This window comes from Desulfobacter sp. UBA2225 (assembly GCF_002348205.1).
In the GTDB taxonomy this organism is placed as follows: domain Bacteria; phylum Desulfobacterota; class Desulfobacteria; order Desulfobacterales; family Desulfobacteraceae; genus Desulfobacter; species Desulfobacter postgatei.
On the sequence record NZ_DDYV01000103.1, the window covers coordinates 14,396 to 31,912 of the forward strand.

Annotated in this window: 13 protein-coding genes; 4 read left to right on the top strand and 9 right to left on the bottom strand. The window is 47.9% G+C overall.

Annotation, left to right across the window (positions count from 1 at the left end; all coding sequences use genetic code 11):
- The first annotated feature begins 22 nt into the window (after positions 1 to 22).
- From radA to B3D59_RS05505, 4 genes are all read left to right on the top strand, one after another.
- Positions 23 to 1,399 carry a DNA repair protein RadA gene (radA, locus tag B3D59_RS05490; protein ID WP_286818294.1) on the top strand — a complete coding sequence of 459 codons (1,377 nt, stop codon included), beginning with the start codon at positions 23 to 25 and terminating at the stop codon, positions 1,397 to 1,399.
- Positions 1,389 to 2,015 (top strand): RlmE family RNA methyltransferase, encoded by a 627-nt coding sequence (locus B3D59_RS05495; RefSeq protein WP_004071322.1) that lies wholly within the window; start codon positions 1,389 to 1,391, stop codon positions 2,013 to 2,015. The genes radA and B3D59_RS05495 overlap by 11 nt, the downstream gene beginning before the upstream one ends.
- A gap of 13 nt (positions 2,016 to 2,028) precedes the next feature.
- A complete protein-coding gene (locus tag B3D59_RS05500; protein WP_286818297.1) occupies positions 2,029 to 2,772 on the top strand; it encodes a YebC/PmpR family DNA-binding transcriptional regulator in 744 nt (247 codons plus the stop codon).
- 330 nt (positions 2,773 to 3,102) lie between these two features.
- The gene (locus B3D59_RS05505) at positions 3,103 to 3,576 is read left to right on the top strand and encodes a ferritin family protein (protein WP_286818298.1); all 474 of its coding nucleotides are present in this window, start codon (positions 3,103 to 3,105) and stop codon (positions 3,574 to 3,576) included.
- 178 nt (positions 3,577 to 3,754) lie between these two features.
- Here the strand turns inward: B3D59_RS05505 and B3D59_RS05510 are convergent, their stop codons facing one another.
- From B3D59_RS05510 to priA, 9 genes are all read right to left on the bottom strand, one after another.
- Positions 3,755 to 6,814 (bottom strand): type I restriction endonuclease subunit R, encoded by a 3,060-nt coding sequence (locus B3D59_RS05510; RefSeq protein ID WP_286818299.1) that lies wholly within the window; start codon positions 6,812 to 6,814, stop codon positions 3,755 to 3,757.
- 16 nt (positions 6,815 to 6,830) lie between these two features.
- Positions 6,831 to 7,979: a PDDEXK nuclease domain-containing protein gene (locus tag B3D59_RS05515; RefSeq protein ID WP_286818300.1), complete on the bottom strand. Its 1,149-nt coding sequence runs from the start codon at positions 7,977 to 7,979 to the stop codon at positions 6,831 to 6,833.
- Between the two features lie 3 nt (positions 7,980 to 7,982).
- Positions 7,983 to 8,684: a retron system putative HNH endonuclease gene (locus tag B3D59_RS05520; RefSeq protein ID WP_286818301.1), complete on the bottom strand. Its 702-nt coding sequence runs from the start codon at positions 8,682 to 8,684 to the stop codon at positions 7,983 to 7,985.
- Positions 8,668 to 10,035 carry an AAA family ATPase gene (locus tag B3D59_RS05525; protein WP_286818302.1) on the bottom strand — a complete coding sequence of 456 codons (1,368 nt, stop codon included), beginning with the start codon at positions 10,033 to 10,035 and terminating at the stop codon, positions 8,668 to 8,670. Before B3D59_RS05525 ends, B3D59_RS05520 begins: the two co-directional genes overlap by 17 nt.
- Positions 10,025 to 11,260 (bottom strand): restriction endonuclease subunit S, encoded by a 1,236-nt coding sequence (locus B3D59_RS05530; protein WP_286818303.1) that lies wholly within the window; start codon positions 11,258 to 11,260, stop codon positions 10,025 to 10,027. The genes B3D59_RS05525 and B3D59_RS05530 overlap by 11 nt, the downstream gene beginning before the upstream one ends.
- Complete coding sequence (locus B3D59_RS05535) at positions 11,257 to 13,254, bottom strand: type I restriction-modification system subunit M (protein WP_286818304.1); 1,998 nt, start codon at positions 13,252 to 13,254, stop codon at positions 11,257 to 11,259. Before B3D59_RS05535 ends, B3D59_RS05530 begins: the two co-directional genes overlap by 4 nt.
- The gene (locus tag B3D59_RS05540; protein WP_286818305.1) at positions 13,251 to 13,460 is read right to left on the bottom strand and encodes a helix-turn-helix domain-containing protein; all 210 of its coding nucleotides are present in this window, start codon (positions 13,458 to 13,460) and stop codon (positions 13,251 to 13,253) included. The genes B3D59_RS05535 and B3D59_RS05540 overlap by 4 nt, the downstream gene beginning before the upstream one ends.
- 150 nt (positions 13,461 to 13,610) lie before the next feature.
- Positions 13,611 to 14,819, bottom strand: coding sequence for an ATP-binding protein (locus B3D59_RS05545; protein WP_286818306.1), 1,209 nt, complete (start codon positions 14,817 to 14,819; stop codon positions 13,611 to 13,613).
- A 176-nt stretch (positions 14,820 to 14,995) separates the two neighbouring features.
- Positions 14,996 to 17,461: a replication restart helicase PriA gene (gene priA / locus B3D59_RS05550; RefSeq protein ID WP_286818307.1), complete on the bottom strand. Its 2,466-nt coding sequence runs from the start codon at positions 17,459 to 17,461 to the stop codon at positions 14,996 to 14,998.
- Positions 17,462 to 17,517 lie beyond the last annotated feature (56 nt).

Here is a 17,517-nt window from a genome sequence, read left to right on the forward strand (position 1 = left end):
ATCAGTTGGACAAAATTAGGACGTGACAAAAAAGAAAGATAAAACCATATTCCGCTGTAAAACCTGCGGTACACAGACACCTAAATGGATGGGCCAGTGCCCGGACTGTGGCGATTGGGACAGCCTTGTTGAAGAGACCCTGGTGGTCCGGATCCCAGGTGTGGCAGGTGCGGGCCGGCCGGCCATTGCAGCCAGACCCGTACCCATTGAATCCGTGGAAGCCTCCATGTCCGTGCGTATGTGCACCGGCATCAATGAATTTGACCGGGTCTTGGGCGGCGGTATTGTAAGCGGCTCCCTGGTACTTATCGGCGGAGACCCCGGGATCGGTAAATCCACGCTCATGCTCCAGGTGTTGTCCACCCTGGCAAAGGCCGGGAAAAAATGCCTGTATGTATCCGGCGAAGAATCCATAGGCCAACTTTCCATGCGGGGAAAACGTCTGGGATCTTTGGGCCGTTCTTTGTTTGTGGTATCTGAAACCGATCTTGAGGCAATTCTTGCCATGGCGGAAAAAGATGAATATGACGCCATGGTTGTGGATTCGATTCAAACCGTATTCCACCCCCAGGTGACTTCCACACCGGGCAGCATAACCCAGATCAGGGAAGCATCGATGCAGTTCATGCGCCTGTCCAAAACAGTGGGTCTTCCCATTTTTCTTGTGGGACACGTCACCAAGGGCGGCGCCATTGCAGGCCCAAGAATCATGGAGCACATGGTGGACACAGTGCTCTATTTTGAAGGGGATAAAAACCATATTTTTCGAATTCTTCGGGCCGTAAAAAACCGTTTTGGGTCCACCAATGAGATCGGGGTGTTTGAAATGCGGGATCAGGGACTGACCCAGGTGCCTAATCCATCGGCCGTGTTTTTGTCTGAACGGGCTTTGGTGGCCCCGGGATCGGTGGTTACGGCCAGCATGGAAGGGTCCCGCCCGATTCTGGTGGAAATCCAGGGCCTGGTCTCTACGTCCGGGCTGGGTACACCCCGGCGTACGGTTCTAGGGCTGGACAGCAACCGTGTAGCCCTGATTGTGGCGGTGATGGAAAAGCGCCTGGGAATGAATCTGGCCGGCCTGGATATTTTCATGAATGTTACGGGGGGGGTCCGCATCACCGAGCCCTCGGCTGATCTTGCCATTGCGGCCGCGCTTGCCTCAAGCTTTCTGGATCGTCCCGTGCACAAGGAGACAACCCTGATCGGCGAGATCGGCCTTACCGGCGAGATACGGGCGGTCAGTCATGCCCAGGCCAGGATCAAAGAAGCCGCCAAAATGGGATTTACAAGATGCCTTGTGCCCACGGCCACCATGAAACAATTAGCAAAAATCAAAGGCATGGCCATTGAAAGTGTCAGTTTTTTAAGGGATGCCGTGGAGGTTTTGTTTGAAGGGTAAAAAAAAGCCGGCAGGAAAAGGCGGCACGAGCGGCCAGTGGGCGGATCATCTCACACAAAAGGCCAAATCCATGGGATATCCTGCCCGATCCGTGTTTAAGCTTGAAGATATTCAGAACAAATTTCAGATTATCAAAAAAGGGGACATTGTTCTTGATCTTGGCTGCTCACCAGGGTCCTGGACCCTTTATGCGGCAAAACTTGTGGGGGATCAGGGGCGTGTGTTCGGAATTGATTTAAAAGCGGTTGAAACAAATCTGCCGGCCAATGCGTTAACCATCCAGGATGATATCCTTAGCCCTGAGCACCCGGCGTTTATTGAACCCCATACAGGTAAATTTAACGCCGTAATCAGCGACATGGCCCCGGCCACCACAGGCAGAAAAGATGTGGATGCCATCCGGTCTCTTGAACTGTGCCGCATGGCCCTTGACACGGCCTTGAAAAATTTGGCTTTTCAGGGTAATTTTGTGTGCAAAATCTTCCAGGGAAATGACTTCAAAACGTTTGAGCAAGAAGTGAAGGCCGCGTTTAAGGAGTGCCGGGTATTTAAGCCCGAAAGCTGTAGAAAACAAAGTAAAGAAATTTATATCATAGCAAAAGCAAAGATAAAATAAGGAGGCAACATCCATGTCAGGACATAGCAAATGGTCGACCATTAAACACAAGAAAGGTGCGGCCGATAAAAAGCGGGCAAAGGTCTTTACCAAGCTGATTAAGGAAATTACAGTGGCCGCGCGCATGGGCGGGGGTGACCCCGGGGCCAATCCCCGGCTGCGCCGTGCCATCGATTCGGCCAAAACCCAGAACATGCCCAAGGACAATGTGGACCGGGCCATTAAAAAGGGTACCGGCGACATGGACGGCGTCAATTACGAGGAGATCCTCTATGAAGGATACGGGCCCGGCGGCGTAGCGGTGATGGTGGAATGCCTCACGGACAACAAAAACCGGACCATTGCCGATGTCAGGTATATTTTTAACAAAGCCGGCGGCAATGTGGGTACGGACGGTTGCGTGGCCTGGATGTTTGATAAAAAGGGCGTGATTACCATTTCCAAAGAACATGCAGACGAAGAGACCCTCATGGAAGTAGCCCTTGAGGCCGGGGCTGAAGATATCAAGGACGAAGGAGAGACCTTTGACGTACTCACCGCACCCGAAGATTTTGATGCGGTCAAGGATGCCATTGACGGTGCACAGATTCCCTGCGAGGTGGCGGAAATTTCCATGGTTCCCCAGAACACCACAGCCGTATCAGGCAAAGAAGCAGAGCAGATGGTCAGATTCATGGAAGCCCTGGACGACAACGATGATGTCCAGAATTTTTATACCAACGCCGATATCCCGGATGAGGCTTTTGACGCCATGTAATGTCTTTTGAAATTTGCAATATAAAAAGCCGCCATATGTATCATGGCGGCTTTTTATATTTTTCCCGCAAAATGTGGCAGCACAGGATAGTTCAGGCTCAAAGGCCGGCCAGATAATATTCAATCTCTTCAAAAATATCTTCGATTTGATACAATGCTTTGTCCACCTCGGAAAGCTCCCGGGCCGCGATGCCCCCTTCAATGTTCCAAACATTGCTCTATAGGGAGTTTACACTGCCCTGCAGTTTTTTTTATATTTTGAATTCAAACAAGACGATTGAGTCATTACCCGCTATTATATGGTCAATGGATTAAGAATGGGAGAAATATTATGTTTACCCTCAATGATTTGTTCGATATTGCCATAAAAATGGAAGAAAACGGCCGATCTGTCTATCTGAACGCCCTCAAGCAGACCCACAACAGCGGGATTGAAAGTCTTGTTCAGTGGATGGCCGATGAAGAAAAACGACACAAATCCTGGTTTCAAGAACAGAAAGGCCGTCTTTCTGCAGGCAGCAGGGACCTGGATGTCATGCTTCCCGGCGTGATTAAAGAGATGATGGGGGACAACAGCCTGTCTTTGAGTGAGCTGGATTTTTCAAAAATCACTACACCTGTGAAGATGCTTCAAACATTCATCATGTTTGAGAATGACACGATTCTGTTTTATCAATTTCTTGAGGCCTTTGTGGAATCAGAATCCGTTAAGGATGGACTTCACGAGATCATAGCTGAAGAAACCGCCCATGTAGACAAGATATCCGAGATGATTCAGTCTTTTAAGGCTGCAGGGGAGCTGTAGCATGGGAAGAACCCGGACCTTATCAAAGCAGGGAATAGGGATCCACATTACACTCTTTACCCTTTAGCTATGGACTTAACAACCACCGGCTTGAAGTCGGTGGTTGTTAAGTCTTTTATGGGATCAACTGTTTATTTGTAAAAATGTGCCTGATCCGACCCCATTGTCCCTTATGTCCTTATTCAGTCACTTGCCCAGTATTCCTTTCAGATAACTCTCCTCTCAAACGATTATAGACCTTTTCAGAGATCCATTCGCTCACGACATTCTGGAACTCTTTTTCATTCATAAATTTCCCGAAAATATTTTCATTCTGTTCCATACGTTCAATGAACAATGCTTGCAGCATTCCTGAAAAAAGAAGGGAAAACTTCTCCTGTGGATTAACAGCAGCAGCTTCTTTCAACGATTCTTCCTCTACAGCCGCCTCAATAATCTGATCAAAGAAAAGCTGATCAGCCTCAGTAAAATCAGTTCCAAATCGTTCGTTCACCACATCAATCAATTGAGAGAGCAAAAGCTCTTCTTTATGCAGTTTCCCACTACCCACTTCTATCGGTCCATCAAGGCTTTTTGCATCTCCTTCACACAAATTGATTGAACCTTCGCTGATTTTCTGAATCCGGTAATATTCCAATCGAATGTCATCATCAAAACTGTAGCGAGGGCCGGATTCCCGTTTTGGTAATTTAGGGAGAAGATAGCGCAGGAAGGTATATATTTTTTCAAGTTCAGAGTCCTGATACGGAATAACCTGCGAAAGAAAGGCATATAAATTTCTGAAAGCGGCCATTTTCCCCCTGATGAGTTCAGCCTGTCCTTCGTCCTTATCTTTCAGGATTGAAAAACGTTCCACTGCTGGATCAATGGCAGCATTCAAGGCCTTATGGTCAGCATGGCTCTGTCTTTTTTTCTGCTTGAAATAGACCGATACAAATGCATCAAGCTCTTCCCGGGTATAAATCCCGGACGCATCCAACTCGGCCTTGATCGCATACATTGTATTCGGATCAGCCTCTTCGCCCATCTCTGAGCCTTCATAATATTGTTTAAATGCTTCCCGAATCTCTTCACGGTCATTCACAAAATCCAGGACAAACGTATCTTCCTTCAACGGATGCATACGATTAAGCCGTGAGAGGGTCTGAACCGCCTGAATCCCTGAAAGCCGTTTATCCACATACATGGTATGAAGTAGAGGTTGATCAAATCCTGTCTGATATTTTTCCGCAACAAGCAGCACCTGATATTCCGGTGAATCGAATTTCTCCGGCAGTTCTGTTTCACGGATACCGTTATTCATTCCAGTTTCTGTATATTTCATATATGTTCTGTCGTCTTCCACCTCACCGGAAAAGGCGACCAGCGTTTTAATCCAGGTATATTTTTTTTCACGAATATACTTGTCGAATGATAGTTTATATCGAACCGCCTCCAGCCTGGAACCGGTCACCACCATCGCTTTGGCTCTGCCACCGATTTTATGCCGGGTCATGGTATTAAAATGCTCCACCATGATCTCCGTTTTTTGAGCAATATTGTAGGGGTGCAGGCGCATGAACCGTGCAAGCGCTTTGGCTGCACTTTTCCGTTCCACCTGGGGATCTTGGGCACCGGCCTGAATCAGCTTATAATATGTGGCATAGGTCGTGTAACTGTGAAGGACATCCATGATGAAACCCTCCTCAATCGCCTGCCGCATGGTATACGTATGAAACGCCTGCCCGTTCTTTCCGCCTTTTTTTCGGCCAAAAACAGAAAGTGTCTTATGCTTGGGGGTGGCCGTAAAGGCAAAAAAACTTAAGTTGGCCTGTTTGCCCCGCTTGGCCATGCTGCGATACATCTCCTCCAGTGACTCACACTCTTCATCCCCAGCGCCATACTGGGCCGTTTCCTCTCGAATCTCCCAGGCGCTTAAGACCTCTTTCAGATCGGTTGCCGACTCCCCGGATTGAGATGAATGTGCCTCATCAATGATCACCGCACAACGCCGTCTGGGAAGAAGGTTGTCTCCTTTATCCCCACGCTCTTCTGCCATCTTCAGAAGTTGTTTTGTGACATGCGGAAACTTTTGTAAGGTGGAGATAATAATCGGAACACCATTGTACAAAGCGTCTGCCAGCTGGCCGGAATGTTTGTCGATCTTCTGAACAACACCCTGCCTGTGATCAAACTGGTAAATCGTATCCTGCAACTGTTTATCCAGCACACGCCTATCTGTAATCACGATGACCGAATCAAATACCTTTTCATCCGCATCGGTATGCAACGAGGCCAACCGGTGCGCCAACCAGCCAATGGTATTGCTCTTGCCGCTTCCGGCGGAATGCTCAACCAGATAATTGTTGCCGGCCCCTTCGATTTTCGAAGCCGCAACCAGCTCACGAACAGCGGAAAGCTGATGATAGCGCGGAAAGATCATGGTCTCTTTTTTGATCAGCTTATCGTCTTCGGTCCGTTTGTCTTCAACCTGAAGATGAAGAAAACGGGCAAAAATATCCAACAGGCTTTCCCGCTGCCAAACCTGTTCCCACACATACGACGTTCGATACCCGCCTGCATTTGGCGGGTTGCCTGCCCCCCCTTCATCCCCCTGATTAAACGGCAGAAAAAAAGTTGCCGATCCGGCCAGGCGTGTAGTCATATAAGCCAGTTCTGTATCCATCGCAAAATGGACGAGGGCGCGTTTTTTGAAATCAAACAGCAATTCCCGGTGATCCCGGTCTTTTTTATACTGACGAATCGCGTTTTCCACGGTCTGTCCGGTCATGGGATTTTTCAACTCAGCCGTGATCACCGGCAGCCCGTTGATAGAGAGAACCAGATCCAGTTCATTGCTGTTTTTGCTGCTGTAGCGCAACTGACGGGTCACGGAAAGCCGGTTGGCACCATACTGCGACTCAAGCGTTGGATTCATTCCGTGGGCCGGTTTAAAAAAACAGACCCGAAAGGTCCGGCCATGGCACTTGAACCCGTTTCGCAGCACCGGCAGCATGCCCTGTGAATTGAGCCAGAAATTGAGATCTTTGAGCAGGGTCTCATCGGTTTTATCCCCCAGCATGGTTTCAATGCGTTTTAGTTCTTCTGCCTGGGTTTCTCGGATAAAGCCAATGACCTGAGTTGGGAAAAACGCCCGTTCAATATCATACCCATCTTTGGGCAGGGCTGAATAGCCATTGGCCAGAAGATGAGCCTCAATTGCCGATTCAAACTGTTCTTCCGTATGTATTTTGCTCATTTTTCAGCTTCCCTTTTCAGCTCTTTGGTTCACCGAATTCAGCTTCCATCTCTTCGATGGACGGCAGGCTTGGTTTCAGATTATCCGGCAGGGCGCGGGTCAGTTGATATTCAGACACTCCCATTGGCTTGGCGATATCACTTAAGGCATATTCAACCACCACGCGATCACGGGATTTGCACAGCAGGATACCGATGGTCGGCTCGTCCCGGTCACTGCGCAACTGTTCATCCACGGCTTTCAGGTAAAAATTGAGCTTGCCTGCATACTCCGGCTCAAACTCGCCTGTCTTTAGTTCAATCACCACATAGCAGTGCAATTTTGTGTGGTAAAACAGAAGATCCAGAAAAAAGTCCCGCTCGCCAACCTGTAAACATTGTTGACGCCCTATAAAGGCAAACCCCGTCCCCAGTTCAAGCAAAAATTTGGTTATATGGTCAATCAGTGCCTTTTCCAATTCCCGTTCATTGTAGTCCTGTGTCAGCGTCAGAAAATCAAAGGTATAGGGATCTTTGATCAGTTGCTGCGCCAAGTCTGACTGCGGAGCCGGAAGCGTACTTGCAAAATTGGTAACCGCCTTTCCCTCACGATGATACAAACCGCTTTCAATCTGGTGGGTCAGGACATTCCGGCTCCAGTTATGCTCAATGGTTTTATTAACGTAGTAGAGCGCTTCAGGGATATCCTTGCATTTTGAAATGATGGTCCGGTTATGCCCCCAGGGAACCTGAACCAATTTGGCCACAACCTGTGGCCATTTTTGATGTCCATCTCTGTTCAGCGCACTCTTTTCGGATTGTTCATCTATATCACGGGTCAATTGCGAAACATCCTGTTGCGCAATTTGGTCACAGTCTGCGGCCAACTTTGAAACACCTTCTGTGTAAAAAAGATACCACTGCCGGATGGCTCTGATATTTCGATACGAAAACCCCTTCATATCCGGGAATTCCGCCATGAGATCAGCGCTCAACTGCTTCAAAAAACCACTGCCCCATTTGGCTGATTGCTGACGTTCCACGATGTCCGCACCCAGCTCCCAGTAAAAGGTTAAAAGGGTTGTATTCACCTGGACGGCCGCTTTTATCTGGGCCTTGCGGATTCGCTGTTTGATATCGGTCAGCCAGTTGCGGTATTCAGGTGTTTTGAGAGGATGGTCAGTCATAAACTATCGTCCTCCTCGTGTTGAAGCGCAACGCTTTCGTTTAGCGTGTTTTTTTAATACTTGAATGTACTCAATAGCAACTTGTTCCAAGACGGTGCAAAATTCTGTAAAACCATAAGCTTGTTGCTGTGATAACGTTTGAACAAACGCCCTGACCTTTGATTCTGACATCATAGGATTGGGAGCCCTTTTATGCAATCCGGCATTCATAATGGCATTTCTACGAGCCTCACGCAGCCTGCCACAATCCAGTTTTAACTTTTCAATGGTGGTTCCTGCAGCAGAGTCACCTTCTATTGCAGCCTCTATTGATCCATCGCCTTTATACCGAAAACGAGATTCACAGTTTTCGGCAAGAGGAGATATGAATAACTTTACCTCCCACCAGCTTTCTTTTTGAACAGCACCAAAACCGGGATGCTGGGCACCGGGTTGAGGAAAACAGGCCACCATATTGTCCCAGGAAACATCTTCACCATTGATACACCTTGATTGAGGCTTCAGGTGTTCAATATGGGCGTTATGGGAAGACACCCTCATTAGAGTATAAGCGCAAAGAAAGCCCTGCTCAGTGAGGAGGGATTTCAACACAGCGTTGGTAGGAAAGCCTCCACAGCCATAGCGAAAATTTTCAGGGACAGCGGTATTCGTGGCACGCCACTTCTGAAGTTCGGTTGGTTGGGATTGCTTAACTATCTTCTTCATCATCAAACTCCCAACGGTTCACACTGGCCTCAGCCCCTATCAGATCAGGATCGTTTCCAAATTTTTCACGCAGTTCGGCAATTAGTTCACGTGCTTTTGTGTACTCATCGTTGTCAATGTGCTGATCAATCTGTTCGAGACCCTTTTTCAGTTCCACATTTCGTTCTGAACTGCCCATAATATGGCGTAAAATCCAGCCACTGCTACGGCCGAGAGACTCCGGCTCAATCCTGACGTCACCGCCTTCTTTCAGAAAGATTACATGGCCTGGTGTCGTTTCCCCAATGGTTTGAGGAGAATGAGTTGTGGTAATAAACTGGAGACAAGGAAACACCAACGGCAGATCTGTTACAATTTTCCGTTGCCACTCAGGATGCAAATGCAAGTCGATTTCATCAATAAGAACAATGCCCCGACCACTCTTGACCGGATCGTCGTTTTTTTCATTCAGCAGAATGAGACGCCGGGCAATATCAAAGCACATCGCAATGATGGAACGTTCCCCGTCGGAGAGCTTTTTTACCCTCAATGCTTGTTGCTTTGTGGAATCAAGAAGATTTCCTTTTTCATCAAGAATGGTCGTATCGACCGTTTTATCTACCCATAAATCCAGCGCTTCTTTTGAGTTTTCGGTATCACGTTCCAAACGCCAGTTGGAAAACTGAGGGCAAAGCTCATGCAACGTCTGTTGAATCAACTTGAGCTGTCTGGCACTGCTGCTTTTAGGAGCTTCGTCCGCGATTGCCTTTTTGCTTTCCCACCATTCCACCACATCGTTAATATTAAAGCCCCGTTTACTGCTAAAAGCCCCCGCATAAGCCGGGTGGACCTTTTTTAATTTCCCCTTTTCATAGGTCGGACGGGAACGCCCAACGGAAAACAGCAAAAGCAGTGGCAAGGAGTCGAGTTGTACTGACACCGGGTTACCGTCGATACTGCTTACAAGCTCTGTCCCTTCTTTAACCGCTTCTGTTTCCGTACGAAAGGTCGCCACATCCTCACCTGAGCGAAAAGTTCTTTCTTCCCGGGTATGGATGACACTTTCAACCTTGCTTCGATACTTGATGCAATTCAGCTGTAACGCATTACTTTGTGCTGTTTCAAACAGCAACCGCGCATCCAGTATATTTTGACCATGGCTGATATCACCCAGTTCAAATCCTTCCGGTGTTGGAGCAATCCCTTTAGTCATGCTCCCCAACGCCTGGGACAGGAGAATACTCAGAGATTCCAGTACGGTGGATTTACCCGCACCGTTTACCCCGACAATCAAATTCATGCCGGATTTGAAAGGAATCGAGGTATTGGTCAGACCTCGGCAATTTGTTAGCTTGAGTTCCTTAATTTGCATTCAGTACCTCCTCGCCCAGCTTTCCTGTGACGGCTGCTGAAATCAAAGTTGTGCGGCGTTCTTGTAGAAGGATGATAGTTTTTTCTGTGATTGATTTTAGTTTGTTTAGTTTATCCTGCTGACTGTTGACTTCTACAACAATACTTTTTTGTTCTGCAAGAGAAGGAACTGGCACAGAAATATCCTTAAATTCATCCCAGTAGAGCCGTAGTCGATCCCAAACAATACCATGAGAACGGCAGGCACTTTCATCGCTGAACATAGGCGTTTTAAACAACATTCCATAATAATCGGTAGAAATATTTTCACATGGCTCAGCCACAACGTAATCAGGGCTGACTAAGCCATCACAAGGCACACATCCAACCGCACCTTGCCACATTCTCATTTTATTGAAAGAAATGTCCCCTTTTAAAGCCACCTTATATGTGTTGAAATCTGCGGCCTGTTGTTCGATTTTATCATTAGAGAATTCTCTCAATGTAACGCCACTATGAATAGAAACTACGAGAAGCGGAAGTTCAGGGCGTCCTCGTTCATCACGTTCTTTAAATAAGGTGGTGATTCTCTTTAGTTGCCAATGAGTTGGAATCATACCAAGCCAGGGAATACCCGATTCTTTAAGGGGGACGTCGGGGTTCAAGCCACGGGTGACGGCACGGGCGATGAGGGCGCATTTTTTTTCATCCAGCAGTTTTAGCAGCCGCTGTTTTGCCCCGATTAACTGGTCCAGCTCGGCTGTTTTTTGATCCAGATAATTGGCTATTTGGGTTTGGGTGTGAAGTGGAAACCACGTAATCTCTAAATTTTTAATTTGTTCCTCGTTCAGTGATGGGACTGCTCCAGGATTTACGATTTCAGAGAAAGGAAGGTTTGATAGGCTATATCTTACAAATCGATGTTCCAATTTTTTGTTTACAGTGAAGCCCATCATATTGTTATCAATACAACCTGGAGAGCTTAAAAAACGGAACCTTTGAAGAAGTAATGCCGCACCTACTTTTGCAAAAACAATACAATTAGATTCGAGAATAGTTGCACCTAAGGACTTTGCAGTTTCTTTAGATACATAATTGTCTGTTTCAGTCAAATAAATCTTTGAGTTACCAAGGTCTTTAACCTTATAAAATGGATACTCTGCACCTCTTATACCTTGCTCATGTTCAGGAAAACCTACGCCACCCTGGAATTCACCTAAATATTTTAACTTTACAGTACTGCTCATATCAGCGTCACCTTTTTTAGCAATCGCATAAATTCATCTTCGGCACCCCTGATATCAGCATCTATTTCTTCAAGGGGACGCAGTTCGGTAAATTTATAAAAGTAACGGTTAAAATTGATCTCATACCCGATTTTGGTTTTGTCCTCATCAAGCCAGGCATCAGGCACATGGGGCAAAACTTCCCGCTGGAAATACGCTTCAATGGATTCCTTCAGCGGAACATTTTCAAAGTCGCGCAGTTTGGGATCAGGCTCATAGTCTATCTTGCCTTTGCTTTTCTTTTTAATCACCGGTTCGGCATTTTCATCCACTTCCGTGAAGATAGACCGGAAAGTTTTAACCTGGGGTACCTTCCATTTGCTTTCTCTGTTTTTCAGCAGATTTTGAACCGCTTTCCAGGTTACATTCCAGTCATTGGATGGTTCCCGCCCGAGTTCCTTGTCAATGGCCTGCACATCGTGCAGCAGTTCAGGGCAGTATTCAAGAAATTGCTCTTTTCGTTCAAGGCTCATCTGATAAGTCAGCCGCAAGGGTCGCTCGACCGTGATGCGGGCAAAGCCGAAATCGGCGTTGTCAAAAATTTTGCTGGTATCGGATTCGGCAAACCGGCCGTACTCACGAACGATTTCCAGGATATGGGTTTCATTGAACTGGCGGCGTTTGTCACCCAGACTGCGGCGCAGGGGCTCCCATTTGTCACGGGCATCGATCAGTTGAATTTTGCCTTTTCTGTGTTTCGTTTTTCGATTGGTCACAATCCACACATAGGTGCCGATGCCGGTGTTGTAGAACATCTGCTCGGGCATGGCCACAATCGCTTCCAGCCAGTCGTTTTCAATGATCCATTTGCGGATATTGCTCTCTCCTGATCCGGCACCGCCGGTGAAAAGCGGAGAGCCGTTAAAGACAATGGCCAGCCGGGAACCGTCGTGGTCGCCATCCACCGGTTCAAATTTGCTGATCATATGCTGAAGGAAAAGCAGGGCTCCGTCATTCACACGAGGTGTCCCGGCTCCGAACCGGCCGTTAAAGCCCTCTTTTTCCGATTCGCGATTGACCTCTTTGGCCTGCTTTTTCCAGTCCACCCCAAAGGGCGGATTGGCACAGAAATAATCAAAGGTCGCTTTTCTATCGGAGTTGGTTTCATCATATTTAAACTGGTCATCCAGAAGGGTATCTCCAAAACGAATGGTAGACTTGCTGGACTCTTTGGGGTCTTCCTTCATCAAAAGGTCGGATGCCGCCACCCCAAAGGAGCGAGGATTAAAATCCTGCCCGTAAACATAAAGTTTGGCCTTGGCTTCATGCTCCAGCAGATAATTGCGCGCTTCCGACAGCATGCCGCCGGTGCCGCAGGTGGGGTCAAGCATTTTGCGCACGGTTCCCGGTTTTGAAAGCAGATCGTCATCATTGATAAAAAGCAGATTGACCATAAGGCGGATCACTTCCCGCGGGGTAAAGTGATCCCCTGCTGTTTCATTGGCCTGCTCATTGAACCGCCGGATCAGATCTTCAAACAAAAGCCCCATGTCAATGTTGTCCACCACATCGGGGTGCAGATTCACATCACAAAATCGGGAAACCAGCAGAAACAGAATATCATGCTCACGCATCCGTTCTATTTCCGCCGTAAAATCAAACCGCTCGAAAATTTTGCGTACATTTTCAGAAAACCCTTGAATATAGGAGGTCAGATGCAAATGAATGTGTTCCGGGTCCCCTTTAAGCTTGTTAAAATTCAGCGGTGAATGATTGTGGAAACGCTGACCGGATGCTTTATTCAATATGGTGTCAAGCGCTTCACCTTCAAGCTTATCTTTATACTGCTCATATTTCTTCAGCACGGCATCCTTGGTGCCTTCCAAAACACAGTCAAAACGACGCAGCACCACCAGCGGCAGCATCACCCGCTCATATTGCGGCGGACGATACGGCCCGCGCAGCAGATCAGCAATGGACCAGATAAAATTGGACAATTCGTGACTTTTGCTCATAGCGCCACTCTCGGAATATTCAAATTTTCCTCTCTGCAAAATTTTTTAAACAGGGTAAGTGCCATCTTTAAAGGTTTTGTTTTACTATTCTCCCAACGATTTACCATGGCAAAGCCGGCACCCAGTGCATGGACCAGTTCTTCTTGACTGAGATTCAGCACAGCACGAACCGTCTTTACCTGTTCTGAAAAGTGTTTTATACCCATAGCCTCCACCCTGTAATTTGTCAGTATTATAAATGATATGACAAACTTATAACATTTGCCATAACCTTTGCGAGTGCATTTTTCAATACACCTGGTATTTTTCACAAGGTTTCCGATGAGAGGAATCCGCCATGAAATGCAGCGGTTGTTTCATATCAATCCAACCGGAACAAAATGGTTTTTTCTGTCAATGGGGATTAACTCCCGGCAAAGGCAAATGACATTCCCCTCTCCCAGGACAAGGCCTTTTTTTTCAAGCACGGAGAAATGCCGAACCGCGTCTTTTTTCGGACTGCCGCTTTTTTTGATTTCCACGGGGTGCAGTATTCCGTCCTGTTCAATGATGAGATCAATCTCTTTTTTATCGGAATCACGATAGTAATAAATAGGGGGACGTCTGCCGTCATTATAATAACTTTTGATGATTTCACTCACCACGTAAGATTCAAAAAATGGTCCGGCCATGGCTGACACCTCCAATGTCTGGGGGCTGGTCCATCGGGTTAGATAAGCACACAAGCCGGTATCCAGAAAATACATGTTCGGTGCTTTAACAATCCGTTTCAAAGCATTGTTGAAATAGGGTTCAAGCAAGGTGATAATCCCGGAAGAAACCAGTATGGAAAGCCATTGTTTGGCAGTTGGCGAAGTGATGCCCACATCCTTTGCCAACTCTGAAAAATTGACCATCTGACCTGTTCTTGCCGCACAGGCCTGCATGAATCTCATGAAGGAAAGCTCATCGGCGACCTGGGTCAGATCCCTGATATCCCTTTGAAGATAGGTGTTCACATAGGATGCATAGTATTGCTCAATATCCTGTTCAATCTCATAAAGTGCCGGCATGGACCCTTTGAAAATCCGTTCAAAAACATCATTGACATTTTTTACAGACTCTTTCCGACCGGATAATTGTTCATATGCCGTGGTATAGGGTTGATTACCTGTGTCGAAAATCTCGGAAGTGGAGAGCCCCAGCATATGGATGACCCCTACGCGGCCGGCCAGACTCTCAGAAACGTTTTTCATCATATGAAACATTTGTGAGCCTGTCAGCCAGAACGCCCCTTTCTGTTTTTTTTCATCCACCCGCATCTTTATATATGGCAGAAGTTCCGGTGCATACTGAATTTCGTCGATCAGTACCGGAGCCTGATACCGTTGTAGAAAAAGCTCGGGGTCTGTCTTGGCCAGCTCCCGGATCAACGGATTGTCAAGGGTTACATAAGCCCTGTTCTCTGCCGAGATCTTCCGTAGCAAAGTTGTTTTTCCAACCTGTCTTGGCCCGGTGACCAGAATGATCGGAAATGCCAAACTCATTTTGTTGACAACATTCTCAAGGTGTCTTTCGATATACATGGAATATCTCCGTGTAATTTAAAATATAGTTTTATAATACACAAGCCCAGCCTAAATTGGAACGGTTAATGAGCATGGGCAGCAATTTTAAATTATCACCCTTCGGGCGGGATCATAGCTGATAGGAGATTCCTATACTATTAAATTACTGGAGTATGGAAAGAATCTGGCCTTGATTAGAGCAAGGAATAGGGATCCACATCTATGGCGATGGAGACGGATTTCACCTTCTGGATGGCCGGGTCCCGAACCATGGCAGACACCATCCGGCTGATATTTTCCGAATACAAACCTTTGATAAGAATCTGCCATCTGTACCGGGAGGAAATTTTCTGGATGGCCGCTTCAATGGGTCCCAGAATCTGGGCTTGGGGTTCCAGGGTATTTAACCGGACAAGGATGTCTGCGGCAAGCCGGGCATGATCCCTTGTCTTATCCGCATTTTTCCCTGAGATCTTGAGTTGGATCATCCGGGAAAACGGCGGATACATCAACGCCTTTCTAAATGGGGTTTCCTGATTGAAAAATTCAAGGTAATCCTGGTTACGAGCGGCTTTAATGGTGAAGTGATCGGGGTTAAAGGTCTGCATGATCACCCGGCCCGGTTCCGCCCCCCTGCCCGCTCTGCCCGCCACCTGGGCCAGCAACTGGAAGGTGCGTTCACTTGCCCTGAAATCGGGTAGACTTAAGCTTAAATCCGCACAGATCACCCCCACCAGGGTAATGGCCGGAAAATCATGGCCCTTGGCCAGCATCTGGGTACCCACAATAATATCAACGGTTCGGTTGCGGATCTGACGTAAAATTGCCAGGGTACTGCCCTTTCTGGCCGTGGAATCCTGGTCCATCCGGGCCACCCGGGCATCTGGAAACAGGGTTTTGAGCATGGATTCAATTTTTTCCGTGCCAAAGCCCAAATTCCTGATTTTCCCGGTGCCACAGTCAGGGCAGCGGATATCAGATATTAAAAGATGGCCGCACAAATGGCATTTATAACGGTCGGCCTCCTTGTGAAGGGTCATGGTCACATCACAATAGGGACATCCCAGGGTTTTGCCGCAGGAGGCACATACCGGAAACGTGGAAAACCCCCGACGATTTAAAAAAATCAAGGCCTGATTACCCTTTTCAAGGCAGAAACGGATGGCCCGGCCAAGCTCCGGGGTAATGATCCGGTCGGTATAGCAGCTGCTTCCCTGATATTTTTTCATATCCACCAGGGTAATTTCAGGCAGCGTCTGGTTGTTTACCCGCCGGGTCAGTTCCAGTTTAAAAAATTTTTTCGACATCACATTCCTGCAGGACTGCAACGAAGGCGTGGCAGATCCCAACACCACAGCGCAGTTGTGCATTTTTGCCCGGACCACGGCAAGATCCCGGGCATTATACCGCAAGCCCGATTCCTGTTTATAAGAATAATCATGTTCCTCATCCACAATAATGATGCCGATCTCCCGGATGGGCGCAAAAATCGCTGACCGGGCGCCAATGACGATATTGACCTTGCCGAGACTGATTTTCCGCCACTGATCCAGGCGCTCTCCCTGGGAAAGCATGGAGTGAATTACCGCAATTTTTTCACCAAACCTTGCCCTGAAACGCCCTTCTGTCTGGGAAATCAGGGCAATTTCCGGTACCAGCACAATGGCGCCACGGCCTTTTGCCACGGCATCCGCCACCAGGCGCATGTACACCTCGGTCTTGCCGGATCCGGTCACACCCACCAGCAAACAGGGGGAGAACACATCTGCGCGGGCCTGGATCTGTTTTACAACGGCGGCCTGTTCATCGGTGAGTTCGGGCGGGGTATCCGGTGTCACCGGCTCCCCTAAAGGATCTCTAAACACCCGGCGGTTGACCACGTTCAGCCAACCGGCCTCAACCAGGGGCTTGATTAAATTTGCTGCGGTAGGCACATGGCGCTTCAAACTGCTCAGGGAGACTTCCCTTGCCTCCCGGACAATAGCAAGGATCTTCTCGCGCTTGGCTGACATCCGGATCTGGAGCGTCGGTGTTTCCTGCGGCAGGGAAATAAATTTTTCGGTTTTAATCCCGGCAGTCTCCGTTTGAAGCACGGCGGTGACCTGCACCAGGTCTTTTTTTTCAAGGCCCCGCAGTACGGCTGCCCCGGCAGGATCTCGCCGGGAAAGGGATTTTAAAGAGATCCCCTCCTTTGCAGAGGCCAAACCCAGAACCCTGGCCTCTTCATGGGGTAACTCCCCGGCTTCAAGGGCCTGTGCGCCCTTGACCGTAACAAAGGCGCAGGAGACATCCATGCAGTCCAGGCCGGCGGGCATTGCCGCTTTAATGGTCTCCCCTAAAGGATAGATATAATAGCCTGATACCCATTTAAAAAAGGCAATGTCAGATTCGGGAAACAGGGGATGATCATCCAGCAGATCCAGCACATCTTTGGTCTTATATGGTCCGCTTTCCTTTTTCTCCGCCAGGATATAACCGGTAACTCTGCGCCGCCCGAAGGGTACCAGCACACGCATGCCGGGACAGGCATCAGCCCGGAATGCACCCGGAATCGCGTAAACATAAGTCTGGTTCACAGGAAGGATAACAGCAACCTCAATGTAGTCGGTGGAAATCATGGGGGCATTGTGCAGGATAAACTTATGAATTTCAATATCCAACTCACAGCCATGGGCTGATCATACGAGAAATTCAAAAACGCTAATTGTAGGTTAAC